The sequence below is a fragment of the Trichococcus sp. genome, from assembly GCF_055118575.1.
Genome location: NZ_JBSQPW010000001.1, coordinates 53,169 through 72,260 on the forward strand (window position 1 = coordinate 53,169; position 19,092 = coordinate 72,260).

Annotated in this window: 13 protein-coding genes and 1 pseudogene; 9 read left to right on the plus strand and 5 right to left on the minus strand. The window is 44.7% G+C overall.

Annotated elements, in window-relative coordinates:
* Positions 1-6 precede the first annotated feature (6 nt).
* The 4 genes and pseudogenes from ACTCCX_RS00225 to ACTCCX_RS00240 form a co-directional block, all read right to left on the minus strand.
* Positions 7-219: an iron-sulfur cluster biosynthesis family protein gene (locus ACTCCX_RS00225; protein ID WP_272162277.1), complete on the minus strand. Its 213-nt coding sequence runs from the start codon at positions 217-219 to the stop codon at positions 7-9.
* A 244-nt stretch (positions 220-463) separates the two neighbouring features.
* Positions 464-1,912, minus strand: coding sequence for a transposase (locus tag ACTCCX_RS00230; RefSeq protein WP_272162276.1), 1,449 nt, complete (start codon positions 1,910-1,912; stop codon positions 464-466).
* 216 nt (positions 1,913-2,128) lie between these two features.
* A pseudogene (gene tnpA / locus ACTCCX_RS00235) lies at positions 2,129-2,538 on the minus strand (IS200/IS605 family transposase).
* A 309-nt stretch (positions 2,539-2,847) separates the two neighbouring features.
* Entirely contained in the window at positions 2,848-3,468 is a 621-nt protein-coding gene (locus tag ACTCCX_RS00240) for a DedA family protein (protein ID WP_411354484.1), read from the minus strand.
* Positions 3,469-3,717: 249 nt separating this feature from the next.
* Here ACTCCX_RS00240 and ACTCCX_RS00245 point away from each other — a divergent pair, with 249 nt between their 5' ends.
* The 9 genes from ACTCCX_RS00245 to ACTCCX_RS00285 all read left to right on the plus strand — a co-directional run bounded on the left by ACTCCX_RS00245 (position 3,718) and on the right by ACTCCX_RS00285 (position 15,996).
* Positions 3,718-4,296, plus strand: coding sequence for a chromate transporter (locus ACTCCX_RS00245; protein WP_272162275.1), 579 nt, complete (start codon positions 3,718-3,720; stop codon positions 4,294-4,296).
* Positions 4,293-4,856, plus strand: coding sequence for a chromate transporter (locus ACTCCX_RS00250; RefSeq protein ID WP_272162274.1), 564 nt, complete (start codon positions 4,293-4,295; stop codon positions 4,854-4,856). Before ACTCCX_RS00245 ends, ACTCCX_RS00250 begins: the two co-directional genes overlap by 4 nt.
* 54 nt (positions 4,857-4,910) lie before the next feature.
* Complete coding sequence (locus ACTCCX_RS00255) at positions 4,911-5,483, plus strand: dihydrolipoamide dehydrogenase (RefSeq protein WP_272162273.1); 573 nt, start codon at positions 4,911-4,913, stop codon at positions 5,481-5,483.
* 33 nt (positions 5,484-5,516) lie between these two features.
* On the plus strand, positions 5,517-6,866 hold the full coding sequence (gene gorA, locus ACTCCX_RS00260; RefSeq protein WP_463274191.1) for a glutathione-disulfide reductase: 1,350 nt from the start codon (positions 5,517-5,519) through the stop codon (positions 6,864-6,866).
* Between the two features lie 471 nt (positions 6,867-7,337).
* A complete protein-coding gene (locus tag ACTCCX_RS00265; protein ID WP_411354485.1) occupies positions 7,338-10,046 on the plus strand; it encodes a cation-translocating P-type ATPase in 2,709 nt (902 codons plus the stop codon).
* Between the two features lie 305 nt (positions 10,047-10,351).
* On the plus strand, positions 10,352-10,711 hold the full coding sequence (locus ACTCCX_RS00270) for a Na-translocating system protein MpsC family protein (RefSeq protein WP_272162270.1): 360 nt from the start codon (positions 10,352-10,354) through the stop codon (positions 10,709-10,711).
* Positions 10,712-11,053: 342 nt separating this feature from the next.
* Positions 11,054-12,292 carry an L-lactate MFS transporter gene (locus tag ACTCCX_RS00275; RefSeq protein ID WP_272162269.1) on the plus strand — a complete coding sequence of 413 codons (1,239 nt, stop codon included), beginning with the start codon at positions 11,054-11,056 and terminating at the stop codon, positions 12,290-12,292.
* A gap of 3 nt (positions 12,293-12,295) precedes the next feature.
* Entirely contained in the window at positions 12,296-13,138 is an 843-nt protein-coding gene (locus tag ACTCCX_RS00280; protein WP_272162268.1) for a DUF6671 family protein, read from the plus strand.
* A gap of 254 nt (positions 13,139-13,392) precedes the next feature.
* Positions 13,393-15,996 carry a cation-translocating P-type ATPase gene (locus ACTCCX_RS00285; RefSeq protein ID WP_272162267.1) on the plus strand — a complete coding sequence of 868 codons (2,604 nt, stop codon included), beginning with the start codon at positions 13,393-13,395 and terminating at the stop codon, positions 15,994-15,996.
* Between the two features lie 382 nt (positions 15,997-16,378).
* On the opposite strand, the gene ACTCCX_RS00290 is transcribed toward ACTCCX_RS00285, so the two are convergent.
* The gene (locus tag ACTCCX_RS00290) at positions 16,379-19,051 is read right to left on the minus strand and encodes a cation-translocating P-type ATPase (protein ID WP_463274192.1); all 2,673 of its coding nucleotides are present in this window, start codon (positions 19,049-19,051) and stop codon (positions 16,379-16,381) included.
* Between the last annotated feature and the right edge of the window lie 41 nt (positions 19,052-19,092).

Below are 19,092 nucleotides of genomic sequence, written 5' to 3' on the forward strand. Positions count from 1 at the left end.
ACGTGATTATTGTGCGACAGTCTGTTCCAGCAACAGGTTCATGTTCAGGAAGCCGCGCTCGCTCTTCAGTTGGAGGGCTCGCAGACGCTCATTAAAATCGACGACATTGTCACTGTCGAGGAAAACCAGCGCCCATTTTTGAGCAGGGACAGGTCCGATGTTTTTGAAGTTGTAATATTTTTGGATTTCCGTGATGGCGGAATCGGTAAAACTGACCACTCCCCATGACTGAAGTCAGGGGGTTCTGAGAGATAGCGCACAGTTGTAGCTATCTACGTTTCTGCTCATAAGACTTTCAAACTTGTGGTCGAAAGGCCATAGGGCCACTAGCGTATTTATTCTCGGAACTTCGCGGGGCTAGTGCGTATAGCTCGGTACTACTCTGACTCAGCCAAGAATGACCTGTCGTGTACTTTCGGCACCCGCTGTTTACGTCCGTGCAGTCAATCGGACGGGTTTGCATTTATGCGACAAACCAACGCAATGTTTTACTTTGGGAACAACATAATCGTTCCACTTCTTGGTTATGCAGTTTGACAAAGTTCTCCCATTTACGATTGCACAAGTCTACGTCAACACTGTCCAGACTGTCCGTTGTATTTCCAATTAAAAATCCGCTGTAGAGATCGCGTTGGATTGGTACACCCAGGATGTCCGCATTCCAGCGCTCATTGAGTTGTTTCTTTGTATACTCGCCGGTTGCATGATTGAATTGACTTGCTTTCGTTGCGCAAGTATCGATTTTCTGTAAGGGCCGGTTTTGATAGCCTAGTTTTCGGGCGACAATCTCCAGAAGCAAGGCAGGGCCATGGACCTGAATGGACTTGCCAAAGCGTTTCTTTTTGTTGATTTTGCCGTTTTGTTTGTTTCGTGTTGTTTTTTTGGCACGTTTCTGCAGCGATTGAAACCTCATGGTTTCAACCCGGATATCCGAACCCAGTGCCAAAATGTCATTCGCCAGTTGTTCGTGCGCTTGTTTCCTTTTGCGGGCAATCTTACGATGTCTGTCTTTCCGTTTTGCTTTGAGCTTCAGGTAACGCTTTGAAAAGATCCACCGGGCCCCGATTTTCGCAACTCCATTTTCTTTGAAATTATCGGGATTGGTTGCTCGTTTTGACCGATCCATGGCGCGCTCGATGCGGCGAAGTTCTTTCGCATCTTCGTTGATTTCAGGTGCCAGTTCACGTAGGGTCACGCGTTCATCCGAAACGATTGCGATTGTGGACGTACCGATATCCAACCCAACTCGTAGGTTGTCTTCAGCAATAAGCTTTCGATTCCGTTTCTGTGGGGGATAGCCTTCCTGCACGAATTGGACAAAGTAGCGTTGTTTGCCGCGGATTTCCCGTCTGATTATCCGGCAATACTTGGTTCGATCCATCAGAGCAAGGTGTGCGTATACGTCATTTGGTTTGAGTAGGTAGTCAAACACGTTGCCACGGCCAAATGTAATGTATCCTTCTTTGCGTTTGATCGTGGAATTATTGGACTTTCCTTCGATGCTTATGTTATCCAATTGAGACTTGAAATGTACGCGATCGGCTTGACCATAGTTAATTTTTTCTACTGCCTGGAAAGCACGCGTAGCCAGTTTTTGGCACTCATCAATACCGAGAGAACCAAAGTGATGTTTGGACGCAACGACAAATGCATGCAGTTGGTATTCGGAATACCCATAGGCAAGTTCGATGCCACGAAGTGCCTTCACGCGATCCACACCGCCTTTTTCTGCGACCAATTCGCGATAGGTTTTGTCGGCACGCACGGCTTTCAAACGTTTGAGTGCTTCGCCCAAACAGGTATTGTAGATTGCTTTTGCGATTCGCATTTTCTTTTCCAGGAAATCACGTTGTCGTTTGTTTACCTGCAGTTCGAGTTCCAACACATAACTCGGTGTTTTCGCTTTTGCCATCCGGGTTCAGCTCCTTTAGTCGTCGTTCCACCGACGGTCTCTCGTGCAGTTTCAGCGGTTGGATCGGACAGCGGAAGGATTGGTTTGGACTAGCATACAGGTGCATCATTTGAAAGAAAGAGACCTAAGGTCGTAGTATGTTGCTAAATTTGAATAGGCTTTCTTTGGCTGGGAAAAAGCTTCGATTGCCTTCTAAAGATAGGATACGCATTTTGTTCAGACATTCTTTTGGTTTTCGATATATTTTTGGATTGTTTCCTCGTCGATATGTCCAATGGAACTTGAGAAATAACTGCGGATCCAGAGGCTCGGCAAGCGCGATTTCAGAGATGGTAATTCTTTGCGCAGGATACTGGCAGACTGTCCCTTGAAATCCTTAATGATTTTATGTAGTAACAAACGTGGATCGAAATCGATGAAGAGATGCACATGGTCCGGCATAATCTCAAGGGCTTTTATTCCAAACCCTTTTCTGTTGCAATCTCATAAAGGACTTCTTTCAAGCGTTCCGCTATGTCATCCACCAAAACCGGGCGGCGATATTTCGGACAGAAGACAATATGGAACTGATTCTTATAGACGATCCCTTTTTTATGGGTGTATGTCTCTTTAACCACTGGTGCCACAACCGTTCTGTTAAGTTTATTGTACCGTATATGAGTAATTTGTTAAATAATTAACTACCTTGATTTTGGGGTACTATAGGTGTGTCAACAAGAATTTTTGAGAAATCCCCTGTTTTCGAGCCAACTAAATGTAGCCTGAATCCAGAACCGCAATTCCTCCCCTCGATTGAAGTCGATGGCTTCCTTGCCTAATACTTGTAACGGTTCGGGCAAACTGCCTATCCGGTTCTGTTTTCTTACAAGAACTATATGATATATCATTCAAAAATCAAAAAAAGCCATCTTCCAAATGGAGGATGGCCAGGCTTATCAGTCTGCTTTTACGGTCTGTTTTCGTTTGCGGATATACCAAATGATGACGGCGATCCCGATAATGCCAAGGATGACGTAGGCGACATTGGAATAGATGTCCATGTAATGGACGATCGTTTCCCATTGCGAGCCGACAGCCGCGCCCAGGTAGATCAGGACGGTGTTCCAGATGACGGTACCGACAGTCGTGAACAGAAGGAAAAGGCCGAAGTTCATGTTGGCCATTCCGGCAGGCAATGAAATCAAGCTCCGGATCAACGGCACGAAGCGGCAGAAGAAAACCGTCCAGAAGCCATAGCGGTCGAACCACGAATCCGCTTTGTGGATATCAGCATGTGTGATGCGCAGGATGTTGCCGTACTTATCGACGATTTTGTCCAATCTTTCGACATCCAAAAGGGTACCGATACCATAAAGAATCGCAGCCCCGACTACTGCACCGATTGTTGCAGCGACAATCATCAAGGGAATGTTGAGCTCCGTAGTGGTTGTCATAAACCCGCCAAAAGTCAAGATGACCTCAGAAGGGATCGGCGGAAAAAGGTTTTCGATCATAATCAAAAATGCTACACCTAAGTAGCCAAATTGCTCCATAATGCTTTGAATCCAAGCTTCGATAGTGATTCACTCCTCAAAAATTAGTTCTATATTATTCCAATGTTCTAATCTAACTATACACGAAGCACCGGCATTTTCAATTTATTTTGAATAATCTTAAGAAAATCCTATTGGAATGATCGCTGCTCAATCATGTCCACGACCAGTTTGGACGCGCATTTGCCGAATCGTTCTTTTTACATCGAAAGCCAATTTTGGTAGAATCAAAGGTATATGGGTTGAAAATAATGAAGAGGTGGGGGAGATTCTTTGGCAAATAAAGAAAAGTCAGGCCGATTGTTTTGGATGCTGTTCAAATCAACGTTTGTGCTGAGCGCATTCACTTTCGGCGGCGGGTACGTCATCGTGCCGTTGATGCAAAAGAAATTCGTGGAGGAACTCAAATGGATCGAGGCGGATGAAATGCTGGATCTGGTCGCTTTAGGGCAGTCCGCGCCCGGTGCGATCGCCGTCAACACGTCCATTCTGGTAGGCTACCGGATGGCGGGATTGCTGGGGGCTTTGGTGACTGTCTTCGGGACGGTTACACCGCCGCTGATCATCATCACGCTCATATCCTATTTCTACATGAATTTCCGTGAAAATCCGATCGTGGATGCTTTGATGATCGGGATGCAGGCCGGTGTGGCGGCAGTCATCGTCAATGTCGTCATCGGCATGGTCAGCGGCGTCGTCAAACAACGGGACATCATCAACACACTACTGTTGATTTCAGCATTCATCGCTTCTTACTTTTTTGATGTCCACGTTGTCCTGATCATTTTCCTGGCAGGGCTGGTCGGTTTCATCAATCTGAGCTACCGCGCGAAGATGGGGGTGGGCAAATGATTTATCTGCAATTATTCTGGTCTTTTTTCCAGATCGGCTTATTCACAATCGGAGGGGGCTATGCTTCCTTGCCGCTGATCCGGGATGAAATCGTCGTGAACCAGGGCTGGCTGACGATGCAGGAATACACGGACATCATCACGATTTCGCAGATCACGCCAGGCCCGATCGCCATCAATTCAGCGACTTTCGTGGGCACAAAGGTGGGCGGTTTTGCGGGAGCGATCATCGCGACGCTGGGTACGGTCACGCCTTCGATCATCCTATCGCTGATTTTGGCATGGGCCTACTATAAGTACCGCGACATCAAAATCATGCAGGGGATCCTCGGCGGGCTTCGTCCGGCAGTTGTGGCTTTGATTGCTACGGCAGGACTGGCGCTCTTTGTGGCTGCCTTATTCCAATCCGGCGGGACAGCAATCGGCGGAATCACAATCAACTTCCTCGCGGTGGCGATCTTCCTTGCGGCACTGTATGCGCTCCGGACCACAAAAATCGATTCGATTTGGCTGATACTCGTATCGGGAGCCGTGAGCATCCTCTTCCATTTTTTCAGTTGACAGGGTGTATAATAAAAAGATAGCTCATTCGCTTTGTCAAGAAAGGAACTAGTCATGACGTCAAATCATTCAGATAAAAAGCTTCAGTCCAAAAAGAGTTTGCCAAAGAAATGGAACGGTCTGAAACCGTCACGCTTCGCGAAGTACCGCAGTTGGATCAACAGCGGCAGCCCGGGAATCTGCGGAACTTATTGCAGCGCCGTGCTGGTCCATGATGCGGTTCTGCATAAATACAAGCATTCCCTTGATAAAGATACCTTGCTGGCAGGTTTATTGACGGTCGTTGACGAATTTATGCCCTACAAAGGCACCTTCTTCTGGGATGTGCAACACGGCCTGAAAGTCTTGCTGGCAGATATTCCTGACTGGATTGTAAAATCGGGCCTCATCACGGAAAAAATCGTACCAGCCCTGTTGGATCGCCCGGATCCGGTACCTGTCATAGTCGGAACGACGCGTCTGTTCAACAGCAAGTACAAGAACCATTGGGTGGTCGTCTATGCTTACGGCTACAACGAAGACGGAAAGCTTTACTATAAGGCTTACGATAACCACGGCCGCTACCAGGCCATTTTGCCGGCATCGCAGACGATCGGTTGTGTCTGGTTGGAAGAGAGAAAAAAATAATTAGAATACATAGCTATTATTGGGAGGAAAAAGATGAGGGAATATGATTTTATCGCCATCGGAGGAGGCAGCGGCGGCATTGCGACGATGAACCGAGCATCAGAATATGGTGCCAAAACAGCTGTTATTGAAGGGAATTTATTGGGGGGAACCTGTGTGAACATCGGTTGCGTACCGAAAAAAATCATGTGGTATGCATCCCAAATATCCGAGGCGATCCACAAATACGGACCCGATTACGGGTTCGCTACTGGCGCGCATAAAATCGACTTCCCGACCTTATTGAAGAACCGGGATGCCTACGTCGAGCGCTCCCGCAATTCCTATCAAGCGGGCTTCGAACGCCGTAATGTCGATGTGATCGAAGGCTTCGCCAAATTCGTCGACAACCATACCGTTGAAGTGAACGGGGAGCTGATCCGCTCCAAGCATATCCTGATTGCGACCGGCGCAAAACCGATCCGCCCACGGATTCCTGGAGCGAAACTCGGCGACGTTTCCGATACGTTCTTCGAATGGACCGAATTGCCGGAAAAAGTCGCTGTTGTCGGTGCGGGTTACATTGCCATCGAATTGGCCGGCGTGCTGCACAATCTGGGCGTGGATACGCATCTTTATGTCCGCTACGATTCGCCGTTGCGCAAATACGATGACATCATCATCGAAGGCCTGATGCAGGAAATCGAAAATGACGGTCCGACGCTTCACACGCATGCCGTATCGAAAGCTGTCGAAAAGAATGCGGACGGCACTTTGACGCTGCATCTCGAGGACGGCAGATCGGAAGTTTTCGACAAAATCATCTGGGCCATCGGACGGACCGCCAACATCGACGGTCTCAATATCGAAGCGACGGATGTGAAAGTCAGCGACAAAAAGTTCATCATCGTCGACGAATACGAGAACAGCTCTGTCGATGGCATCTATGCAGTCGGGGACGTAACCGGCAAGAACATGCTGACGCCGGTAGCGATCGCAGCCGGACGCAGACTTTCGGAACGCCTGTTCAACAACAAGCCAAACGAAAAGCTGGACTACGACAACATCCCGACCGTTATCTTCAGCCACCCGCCAATCGGCAGCATCGGATTGAGCGAAAAAGACGCCATAGCGAAGTTTGGTGCTGATCAGGTGAAAGTATACAAATCCACCTTCGCATCCATGTACACGGCTGTTACAGCCCATCGCCAGCTTGTGAAGATGAAACTGGTCTGCGTGGGTGAAAATGAAAAAGTCGTCGGCCTCCATGGCATCGGTTATGGCGTCGATGAAATGATCCAAGGCTTCGCGGTAGCCATCAAAATGGGCGCCACAAAAGCCGACTTCGACAACACCGTAGCCATCCATCCCACTGGAGCGGAAGAATTCGTGACTATGAGATAAAAAATTGAGAAATTCCGATTCATTCATCGTTCGTTGGAGAAAACGGATGGCAATAAAAAAGATAACACAACTCTTTACCTGGGTACCTGTATAATTAACAATTTTCAAATTTTCAAATAACAAATTTTCAAATAACAACTTTTGATTTGCTTTTTTCTTCCCCGTCGTTTATATTGAATAAGAACTGAATAGAAGTTTTCCGTAAGGGAGTAACTAGCAGCCATGCTGCGGTAATGCCAACAGTAAGTAGATCCGACAGGGTCTGCTGGTTTTACCTTAAATAGTGAGACTTACGCCTACCGATTCTTGAGAAAGACGGTAGCGCGTAAGTCTCTTTTTTGTTACTCAGTTGCGGAAGAAAGTGGGGATGAAATCGGAAAAAGCTTAACGCAGCAATAGTTGAAATCAATGCAACGGGGAATGATGAAAATAGATAATCCAACTGGAGGTTTTCAAATGGAAAACGAAAGAATGAGCAAAACAATAGTAGAGGCAAAACAGAAGGCGGTCCATCCGCACAAGATCAAGCCGGAAGGGACTTCCCTGGCGGCCTACCAGAAAAGCCTGGATACAATTTTTGTGGAAACAGGAAGCACCAAGGAAGGTCTCGATGAACAGGCTGTAGAAAACAGACAGGCGGAGCACGGGTTCAACGAACTGGCGACGAAGGAACGTGATTCGGCCCTGAAGTTGTTTGTTGAGACGTTCAAGGATGCAATGGTTTTAGTGTTGCTGGCTGTCGCCGCAATTCAGATGGCCATGGGGCATGCAGCAGAATCCTTGATAATTTTCGCAGTTTTGATGATCAATTCGATTGTCAGCATCATCCAGACAAGGAAAGCGGAAGGCTCGCTGGATGCTTTGAAGAGTCTGTCCGCTCCGATGGCAAAGGTAAAAAGGGCTGGCGCTCGGCTCACTATTCCGGCAAGAGAATTGGTTGTCGGTGATATCGTCAGCTTGGACGCCGGCGATTATGTCCCTGCGGATGGCCGCTTGGTTGAAGCTGGTTCGCTGAAGGTGGATGAAGCGATGCTGACCGGGGAGTCCCTCCCTGCGGATAAGGAAGTGAAGAATATCAACGGTTCCGTGCCGATAGGGGATCGCTTCAACATGGTGCATAGTGGGACGCTGACGGTATATGGCCGGGGCGAGTTCGTGGTAACGGGTATCGCCAAAGACACCGAAATCGGAAAAGTGGCGAACCTATTGGAAAATGCGCTGGCAAAGCAAACGCCGCTGCAAAAGAATCTGGAGCATTTCAGCAAAAGATTGGGCGTGGGTATCCTGGCGCTTTCCGGCTTCATTTTTGGTATCCAGTTCGTCCGTATGATGGGAGAAGGCACAACGGATATGGGCGCAGGCATGCTGAGCGCCTTCATGTTTGCTGTCGCAGTAGCTGTTGCTGCGATTCCGGAAGCCTTGCAGTCGATCGTAACGATTGTCCTTTCGATCGGGACGAAGAAAATGGCCAAGCAAAACGCAATCATTCGCAAACTGTCTGCAGTAGAAACATTGGGATCGACTAGCATCATCGCCACCGACAAAACCGGAACTTTGACCCAGAACAAGATGACGATCGTCGACCACTATTTGGCGAACGGTCAACCCGGTACATTCAACAATCAGCCGGAGACGTGGTCATTCGATGAGCAGCGACTGATGCAGATTGCGGTCTTGTCCAATGATGCCAGTATCAACACGGAAGGACAGGAATTGGGGGATCCAACGGAAGTTGCCATGGTCGCCTTCAGCAACAAAATGAACCAGCCCTTTGGCTCATTGCGGGAAGCCTATCCCCGCGAAGCGGAGTTGCCCTTCGATTCGGAACGGAAACTGATGTCCACGGTCCATACGATCGAAAGCGAACGCTTGCTGCTGACGAAGGGCGGTCCTGATGTCGTGTTCGGGCGCAGCACAAAAATATTGATTGATGGTGAGGTATTGCCGTTGACGAAAGAAATTTTGGACAGAATCAAGCAACAGAATGAGCATTTCTCGGAGCGTGCCCTTCGTGTCTTGGCTTTCGCCTATAGGCCGATGGAAGCAAACGACACAGTCGATTTTGATGCGGAGCACGATCTGATCCTGGTCGGCCTTATGGCGATGATCGATCCGCCTCGCGAAGCGGTATACGCTGCGGTTGAGGAAGCAAAGAAGGCCGGCATAAAGACCGTGATGATCACCGGCGATCACAAAACGACGGCGCGCGCAATCGCCCGGGACATCGGCATTGCGGATGAGGAGGACCTCGCTTTGACAGGCCAAGAACTGGACAATCTCAGCGATCGGGAATTGGATGGTATCTTAGAGCAAGTATCCGTCTATGCAAGGGTATCCCCCGAGAATAAAATTCGAATTGTCCGCGCATGGCAGAAAAAAGGCCATGTCACCGCAATGACGGGCGACGGGGTGAATGATGCGCCGGCTTTGAAGCAGGCGGATATCGGCATCGCCATGGGCAGCGGAACGGATGTAGCGAAAGAGGCGGCGGCAATGGTACTGACCGATGACAATTTTGTTTCCATCGTCAGCGCGGTCGGAGTCGGCCGGAACGTCTATGAGAACATCAAGAAAGCCATCGCCTATCTTTTCTCGGGTAATCTGGGGGCGATCATCGCAATTATCGCAGCGCTCCTGATGGATTGGGTAAATCCGTTCACAGCTCTGCAACTGCTGTTCATCAACTTGGTCAATGATTCCATTCCCGCGATTGCTTTGGGGATGGAGAAGGGAGAGCCTGACGTGATGTCGCGCAAACCAAGGGATCCAAACGAGGGCATTTTCTCCGGTGACACGCTCGTTTCAGTCATCTACCGTGGGGTGCTGATCGGGGGAGCCGTTATCCTTTCTCAATTCATCGGGCGCGGATACTCGGATGAATTGAGCGTAGCTATGGCTTTCTCCACCTTGATCATCGCCCGTACGTTGCAGACATTTCCGGCCCGTTCGAATTCCCAGACGGCAATCGGAGCAGGTTTCTTTTCAAATAAGTATGTGCTCTATGCTGTAGCTTTCTGCAGCACCTTGTACGCAGTGACTTTGCTGCCGGCGGTACGCGGTATCTTCTCGATACCAGCCGATTTCGGTTTGGTGCAGTTTGGTATAGCAGCAGGCTTGGCCTTGGTTGCGGTCGCATTGATGGAAGCGACGAAGCTAATCATAAAACGAGTCAGGAACTGATGAAATGACTAACAAATTAGGCCGAGATATATTTTCCCTTAATATCGAGGGACTTATCTATGAAAGGTAAAATAATGTATGGTCGGTTACTCAGGCTTTCTCTACCTTGGCTTTTGTATATTCAAAGCAATACAAAGTGACATTTTGCTAATAACGAACTGATTTTTTTCAATATTCAAAACATTTACCATGTTTGTTTTTTGTAAAATATATTGTAATGCTCTTGTGGTTGTGGTAAAGTTTTGTTAGGGTCTATCAGAATGCTGAACGATAGATTTATTTTGATGAGTTTGGAGATTATGTTCATGACAAGAGGACAAATTGAATCGAAAATAAGCGAAGCAATAAGTAAATTTGAGATTGAACAAATGGGCAGAGGCCCTGAGAGAATAAGGACGATAATTTTTCAAGATTTGATTATTATCAGACTTAAAGGTTTTTTGAGTCCTTCTGAGAAAAGCCTAGCTAAAACCAAGCATGGAATTGAGCTAGTCAAAAAAGTTAGGATAGCTCTCTTTGAAAACGCTCAAGTCGAATTAGAGGCTGCTCTTAAATCAGTAATAGATGTTGGAGTTATCAGCACTTACTCTGATGTCAGCACTAAAACAGGAGAAAAAATCATAGTTATTGTCGTTGATAGGAATATTGAGGAAATTTTAGCATAATAAATGTGGAAGACTTTTAGAAGGGTTTTTAATCAGTCTAAGAGTAAGCCAATAGCAACATCTCTTCTTTTTAGAGTGTTGTTATTGGCTTATTTCTTTATAATGTGTAAAAATATTATATAGGAAACAAATAGATTGATTATTGCACTTAAGTTTGATGCGTAACTTTAAGTTGTGTGATAACTTGGGAAATTCGCTAATAAAAAACGGTAGAATTAAGATTTTTGGTTTTGATTTTGAATACCAGAAAACAGTAAGAACATAATTCTTGCGACGCACTCATAAAATTGGGAATCTGGTATTTGATTTATTTATACTTATCGGAAGAGAGTTGGGATACACATGAAACGGGATTTAAAAATAAACAACAAGATGCAACAAAAAGTAAGATGGCTATATGTTTTATTAGGAATAATAATTATGATGTTTCTTGGAACCGTTTATTCATATAGTGTCTTCAGGATTCCGCTAGAGGAAGAATTCCAAATTGGTTCAACAGAAAGCGGACTACCATATATGACGTCATTAGCCTTTTACGCGATTTTCATGTTTTTGACAGGCAAATATATTGAAAAGTATGATCCAAGAATGATCATTTTAACTGGAGGATTGCTTGTTGCAGTAGGTTGGATCATGTCATCATTTGCGACAAATATAATAATGTTAACAATAACCTATGGCTGTATAGGTGGAGCTGGCGTGGGGATTGCATACGGTGCACCAATGAATGTTGTTGCAAAGTGGTTCCCAGAGAAAAAAGGGTTTGCAGTTGGAATGGTATTAATTGGATTTGGACTTTCGCCACTAATTACTGCACCTCTTGCCAGAGTATTGGTCGAGTCATTTGGCGTAATGCAAACATTCCTTATTCTTGGAGTATGCTTAAGCGTGTTGCTGCCTATAGTTGCCTTCCCTCTTAGTTATCCGAGACAAATCGATATAAAGCAGGTAGAGTACGATAGAGGAAAAGTTGATGAGACGCTAAATGTCCAAGTTTACGAAATGATCAGAATGAGAACCTTTAAAGGCATTTATTTAAACTTTGTGATTGGAACAATGATAGGATTGATGTTAATAGGTAGCACGGTGAATATAGGTGTTGACTATGTAGGTATGGATTCAAAAATAGTAACGCAATTTATGGCATTGTTTGCAATTTTTAACGGTTTGGGTCGACCAATATTTGGGTGGGTGACAGACAAATTAAAACCACAAAAAGCAATGTTCTTATCGTATGCATTAATCCTTGCGTCTTCCGTCTTGATGTTGCTGTGGGGTAAGGGCAATGAAATTATATTCGTTATTTCATTTTCGATGTTTTGGTTCAATTTAGGTGGTTGGCTTGCAATTGCACCGGCATCTACCCTAAAACTGTTTGGGATAAAATATTACACTCAGAATTACGGGCTGATATTTACGGCATATGGCTTCGGTGCGATTACTGGAGTTTCGACCACAGGCGGGCTGTTAGATGCTACTGGCAACTATGATTCGATATTTTATTATGTTTTGATATTATGCATCCTAGGCATTTTTTTAACAACGAAATTCATGCGGGACAACATTTCAAAAGGGGTATAGGAGATGAGAATATTTGAAAACCGCAACATGGTTTTTGTAACAAAGCATAGCAAAGAAAGTGTCGTTAGTCCAATAATGGAAAAAGAAACTGGGTGTAATGTGATTGTCGAGAGTAGATTTGACACTGACAAACTGGGCACATTCTCGAGAGAATGTGATCGAACTGAATCACAACTGAATACTGCACGTATTAAAATTAATGAGGGGATGAAGCTGCAAGGTATAGATATTGGAATAGCAAGTGAGGGAAGTTTTGGATCCCATCCTTTTGTTCCTATTCCTTGGAACACAGAAATAGTCTTACTTTTTGACAAAAAAGAAAATCTGGAAATATATGGAATTTACGAGGGACCACAAACAAACTATAACCATATGCTTACAAGTTCTTATGAGGATGTGTTGGAATTTGCAAAAAAAATTGGATTCCCGGAGCACTACTTGATTCTTCGTCCTGATAATGAATATTCCTCAGAAATAATTAAGGAAATTCATAACTACGAAAAACTTTTTGATGCCTTTAAACGATGTGCGGAACTCTCTAAGACTGGTGTAGTGTTCATCGAAACCGATATGCGCGCGTATGCCAATCCAACGAGAATGAGAAATATCGGGCGCGCAACCCAAGATTTAGTCTCAAAGCTATTGAGCTTATGTCCGGAATGTGGTGCCCCGGGGTTTATAGTTAAGGATATAGTGAGAGGTTTGCCTTGTGAAGATTGTAACCATCCAAGCAAAATGCCTCTAAAGTATAAAAGCGACTGTTATAAATGTGGACATTCGGAGGAAAATTTGTACCCGAAGGGACAGTTTGCTTCACCGATGTACTGTGACATATGCAATCCTTAGAGGTTCTTCACTCAACACCATTCTTATAAACATCATAAATTAACAAGTAAAATATTCCAGTTACGCGAAGCCGGTACGGAAATGGTCAAAGTAACACAAAGATGAACAGTTCTCGTTCAATAATGTTTGGTGATTTAATAACGAGTCATCCGTTGGTCAACCAACGAGGACGACTAATTGTTGACCTCCTGTGTCTTATGATGCTGATTCTTTGCGCTTAACTTATACTGATTTTTTAAGAAAGAAGGATGGATATGATGGAGTTTTATAGGAAATCAAAAGATGAAATTATGCATGAATTCCAAAGTGGTATAGAAGGACTTAATGGTATTCAAGTTGAAAACATGCGTATCAAATTTGGTTCTAATGAATTACAGGAAAGACAAAAAAAATCTCCGTTCATCGTTTTTTTGTTACAGTTTAACGACTTCTTGATATGGATTCTTTTAGTAGCCGCAGTGCTGTCAGGGGTTTTGGGGAAGTTAGAAAGTACGCTTGTTATTGCTATTGTGGTTCTTATCAATGCAATATTGGGAACGGTTCAACACTTGAAGGCAGAAGAGTCTCTGTCTGCGTTAAAAGCGTTATCGGCACCTAGGTCTAAAGTGATAAGAAATGGCGAAATTGTGACAGTTGACTCAAAGGATGTTGTTGTTGGGGATTTGATGCTTGTTGAGACGGGTGACTTCATATCGGCAGACGGAAGAATTATTGATTCATTCAGTCTAAGGGCGGATGAAAGCTCACTAACAGGCGAGTCAGTAAGTGTTGAAAAAGATACTTTACCCATTAATGAAATAAACTTATCTCCTGGAGATCAGCATAATATGATTTTTTCTGGAACGCATATCACTTATGGGCGAGGCCGGGCTATTGTTACAGGTGTTGGTAGGAGTACAGAAATTGGTAAAATCGCAACCTTAATTGAGCAGGCAAAGGAAAAAGCGACACCTCTGCAAAAAAGTCTTGATGAATTCGGGAAAAAGTTGGCTATGATAATCATTGCAATCTCTGTATTGATATTTGCCCTGAATTTATACAGAAACAATCCCCTTGTGGATGCGTTGATGTTTTCCATATCTCTTGCAGTAGCAGCAATACCTGAAGCATTGAGCTCAATCATCACAATCGTATTGGCTGTTGGTACCAGAAGGATGGCCCAGGAGAATGCGATTGTAAGAAAGTTGCATGCCGTCGAAGGCTTAGGAAGCGTATCTGTGATTTGCTCAGACAAAACAGGCACGCTGACTCAGAATAAGATGTCCGTAAAAAGGATATATACAAGAAGACAGTTATTCAAAGAAAATGAACTGGACATTCACAGAGAACATGATTTCAGACTATTGTTGATGGCGTTGCTATGTAATGATTCTATCACAAATGAGTATAATGAAATTGGTGATCCAACAGAGATTGCCCTAGTTAAACTAGGGGAAATATACGGAATTGATGAACTGGAGGTTAGGCAACAGAATAAGCGAATATCAGAGTTGCCGTTTGATTCCAACAGAAAATTGATGAGTACACTTCATGATATTGATGATAAACGCGTGATGATTACAAAAGGTGCGATGGATGTCATTCTAAGTAGGTCAACTATGATAGATGATGCAAACGAAATCAGACCAATATCACCTGAAGTTCAAGAAGAGGTAGAGCAAATGAATCATCTTTTAAGCAAGGATGGACTCCGCGTCCTTGCTTTTGGATACAAGGAATTAAATAGAGATAAATTGGACATCGATGACGAATATGGACTGACTTTCATGGGGCTGATAGCTATGATGGATCCTCCTCGACCAGAGTCAAAAAAAGCTGTTTCTGATTGTCATAGTGCGGGCATACGAACAGTTATGATTACAGGAGACCACATAATTACAGCATCAGCTATAGCCAAGGAAATTGGTATTTTGGATGAGGCATCTCAAGCTATTGAAGGATACCGACTTGAGTCAATGAGTGATGAAGCACTTAGGGAGCTTGTTCCAACGGTATCTGTCTATGCCAGAGTTTCTCCAGAGCATAAAATCAGGATCGTGCGAGCATGGCAAGAGTTGGGTTATTCGGTCGCAATGACTGGAGACGGCGTTAATGATGCCCCCGCGCTGAAGCAGGCGGATATCGGCGTAGCTATGGGGATAACCGGTACTGAGGTTTCAAAAGATGCTGCTTCTGTGGTACTAACTGATGACAATTTCGCAACTATAGCAAAAGCCATAAGTAATGGGAGAAGCATATACGATAACATAAAGAATGCGGTTAAATTTCTTCTTTCAGGGAACACTGCAGGAATATTGGCAGTCCTCTATGCTTCGCTGGTTAATCTCCCGGCCCCGTTTGCTCCCGTCCATTTATTATTTATAAATCTAGTTACGGACAGCTTGCCGGCTATTGCCATTGGCATAGAAGCTCCAAATGCTGGAGTGATGAATGATAAACCAAGAGACATCAAAGAACCGCTTCTTACTAAACCATTTGCAATTGAAATTTTCACTCAAGGTTCATTGATTGCATCTGTGACTATGGTAGCATTCTATATTGGAATGCAAACATCTGTAGCTACGGCTACAACGATGTCGTTTGCCGTTTTGTGCCTTTCTCGCCTTGTTCATGGATTTAATTGCCGAACTAAGGAGCCATTGACGTTCAATATTTTGTTTTCAAATAAATACAGCTGGGGAGCTTTCATAATAGGTGTTTCACTCCTTTTATCTGTGCTTACTTGGAACCCACTAAAAAAACTATTTGAAATTGCCGACCTTACAAATGAACAGTATCTTATTGTTCTCGGACTCTCGATAATCCCATTAATATGCATACAGGCAGCACGCAGAATTAGAAAGCGCAGACACCTATAAGATATTAATATACAAATTGAAAATTGCATATTTACGTTAGTAATGATGTAAGTCCAAAAAAAATAGCGCACCTCCTTAAATGGATACGTTTATCATACCATGATGTGCGAAGCATTTATATTCGTTTTTTGAATGTGGGCTTACGGAATGATGCAAGCCAGAGCTGAAAAAGTGAAAAAGTACTATCCCATGTGGCAGTATCAAAAGAAATAGCCGAATACTTGCGAAAAAATCGCGTTGTATTCCGACTACTTGTGTTGCGTTAATTTAATTTTTAGGAACTAATTACTTATGAAACCGCGCACCAACGCTGAAGCTCCTGAGTAACTAGTTCCTAAAGCGAAGGGCACAAATAAGGTTGTTTCTCAGCTATCCTTGAGATTTATTTCATTATTTTATTGACTTTATCGTCGTATCCGATACCGCGTAAGATTGCTTTCATAATCTCGACGAATGGAATAACTGACAATGCAGCTGCTACAACGATCATCCATTGTTGGCCAGTCATGTCGTAGATACCGAAGATTGTGTTCAATCCAGGTGTGAAGGCCACCAACAGCATCAATGACAATGACAACAATACAGCGTAGTTGAACATTTTGTTGCCGAACGGATTAACCGAGAACAATGATTTGAAGACTGATTTACAGTTGAAGGCATGCGACAATTGGATGAAACCTAGCGTCAAGAAGGCCATTGCCTCACCGATATGCAGTTCATAACCATAGTAGCCAGTTGCCAACCAGAATACGAACAAGGTGATACCACCCTCGTAGATACCTTGATAAATCATGCTTGTGAATACGCCGTTCGAGAAGAAGTTGGAAGAGCGACCACGAGGCGCTTGTTCCATAACATCTTTCTCAGCTTCTTCCAAACCTAATGCGATAGCAGGGAATACGTCAGTAACCAAGTTGATCCACAGCAAGTGGATTGGTTCAAGGATCTGCCATCCCAAAACAGTAGCGATGAACAAGGTCAATACTTCACCCAAGTTAGCTGAAAGCAAGTATTGAACCGCTTTTTGGATGTTTGCGAAAACTTTACGTCCTTCTTCAACCGCGTGCACGATTGTGGCGAAATTATCATCTGCCAATACCATATCGGAAGCGCCTTTGGATACTTCCGTACCTGTGATACCCATACCGATACCGATGTCAGCTTGTTTCAATGATGGTGCGTCGTTAACGCCGTCACCAGTCATGGCAACAACTTTGCCGTTATCTTGCCAAGCTTTAACGATACGTACTTTATGTTCAGGAGAAACACGTGCGTATACAGAATAGTTTTGGACTGTGCGCAAGAAATCATCATCGGAGATATCATTCAGTTCAGCACCAGTGATGACTGCTTGAGCAGAAGAATTTTCATCCAAGATACCCAAACGTGTTGCGATTGCAGAGGCTGTGTCTCTGTGGTCACCTGTGATCATGACTGTGCGGATGCCAGCTTTTTGTGCTTGAGCGATCGCTTGTTTCGCTTCCGGACGCTCAGGGTCGATCATACCGATCAGACCGGCAAAGACCAAATCCGTTTCGACTGCTTCAGTTGTAATTGTTGCAGGGACAGCAGCGACGTTTTTGAATGCCATCGCCAAAACGCGCAGGGCTTGGATAGCCAAGCTGTGGTTTGTGTCCAGGATTTCGTTTCTGTCAGCGTCTGTGATCGGTGAAATGACGCCAGCTTTGATGATGTGCGTGCAACGTTTCAGCAATTCATCAGGAGCACCTTTTGTAGCGACCAGGAATTGGTTGCCTTCAGGGTGGATCGTTGACATCAATTTACGGTCAGATTCGAAAGGAACTTCAGCGACACGCGGCATGTCAACCAATTTAGCGGAAAGGTCGTAACCTTTTTCCAAGCCGTATTGGACCATTGCTGTTTCGGTAGGGTCACCGATCAATGATTTGTCGTTGGCGATTTTAGTGTCATTCGCCAAGTTCATGATTTTCATGACAGGCAATTCCAAGTCGATGTTTTCATCGGCATCGTGGACTTTGCCATCGTAGTAAACTTTTTCGATCGTCATTTTGTTTTGAGTCAATGTACCGGTTTTGTCGGAACAGATGACTTCCGTACCACCCAATGTTTCAACAGCAGGCAATTTACGGACAAGCGCATTTCTGCTTGCCATTTTTTGTGTACCCAATGCCAGGATGATTGTCGTGATGGCAGGCAAACCTTCCGGAATAGCGGCTACGGCTACAGAGATGGAAACCATCAACATATCCAACCAAGGACGGCCATTGAAACCGAAACCGATGATGAACATCAACACTGCGATGACCAAAATCAGGATCGTCAAAGATTTACCCATTTGATCTTGGTTGATCTGTAATGGTGTTTTCTTCTCTTCAGCGTTTTGCAGCATGTTTGCGATATGTCCGACTTCCGTGTTCATCCCTGTAAGGACGACGACCCCTTCAGCACGGCCATAAGTAACGTTAGTGCTGGAGAACGCCATGTTCTTGCGGTCACCCAAAGCAGCATCAGTTTCTACGTCGCGCAAGTCTTTTTCGACAGGCACAGACTCACCAGTCAAAGCAGCTTCTTCGACTTTAAGTGAATTTACATCATAAAGGCGGATATCTGCAGGAACAACATCTCCGGCTTCCAATACGATGATGTCACCAGGCACAAGCAATTCTGATTTGACTTGGATGACTTCTCCACCACGTCTTACGTTAGCAAGTGGGGAAGCCATTTTCTTCAAAGCTTCGATTGCTTCTTCGGCCTTGTTTTCTTGGAAGACGCCCAGGAATGCGTTGATGATAACAACAGCCAAGATGATGATGGCATCAGCGATTTCATGACCGATAGTACCAGAAATGATGGCTGCAGCTAATAGAACGAGAATCATGAAGTCCTTGAACTGATCCAAGAATTTTTGTAAAGTGGTGCGTTTTTCACCTGCTTCCAGGATGTTCTCGCCATACTCAGCCAATCTCTTCGCAGCTTCTTCTTTGGAAAGTCCATTTCTGGTTGAATCAAGTTCAGTTAAGACTTCCTCTTCCGTTTGCGCGAAGAACGCTTTATTCAGTTGTTCTTTTGACACAGTATTTCCCCTCTCTTGACCTGAATATAGTAGTGTTAAAA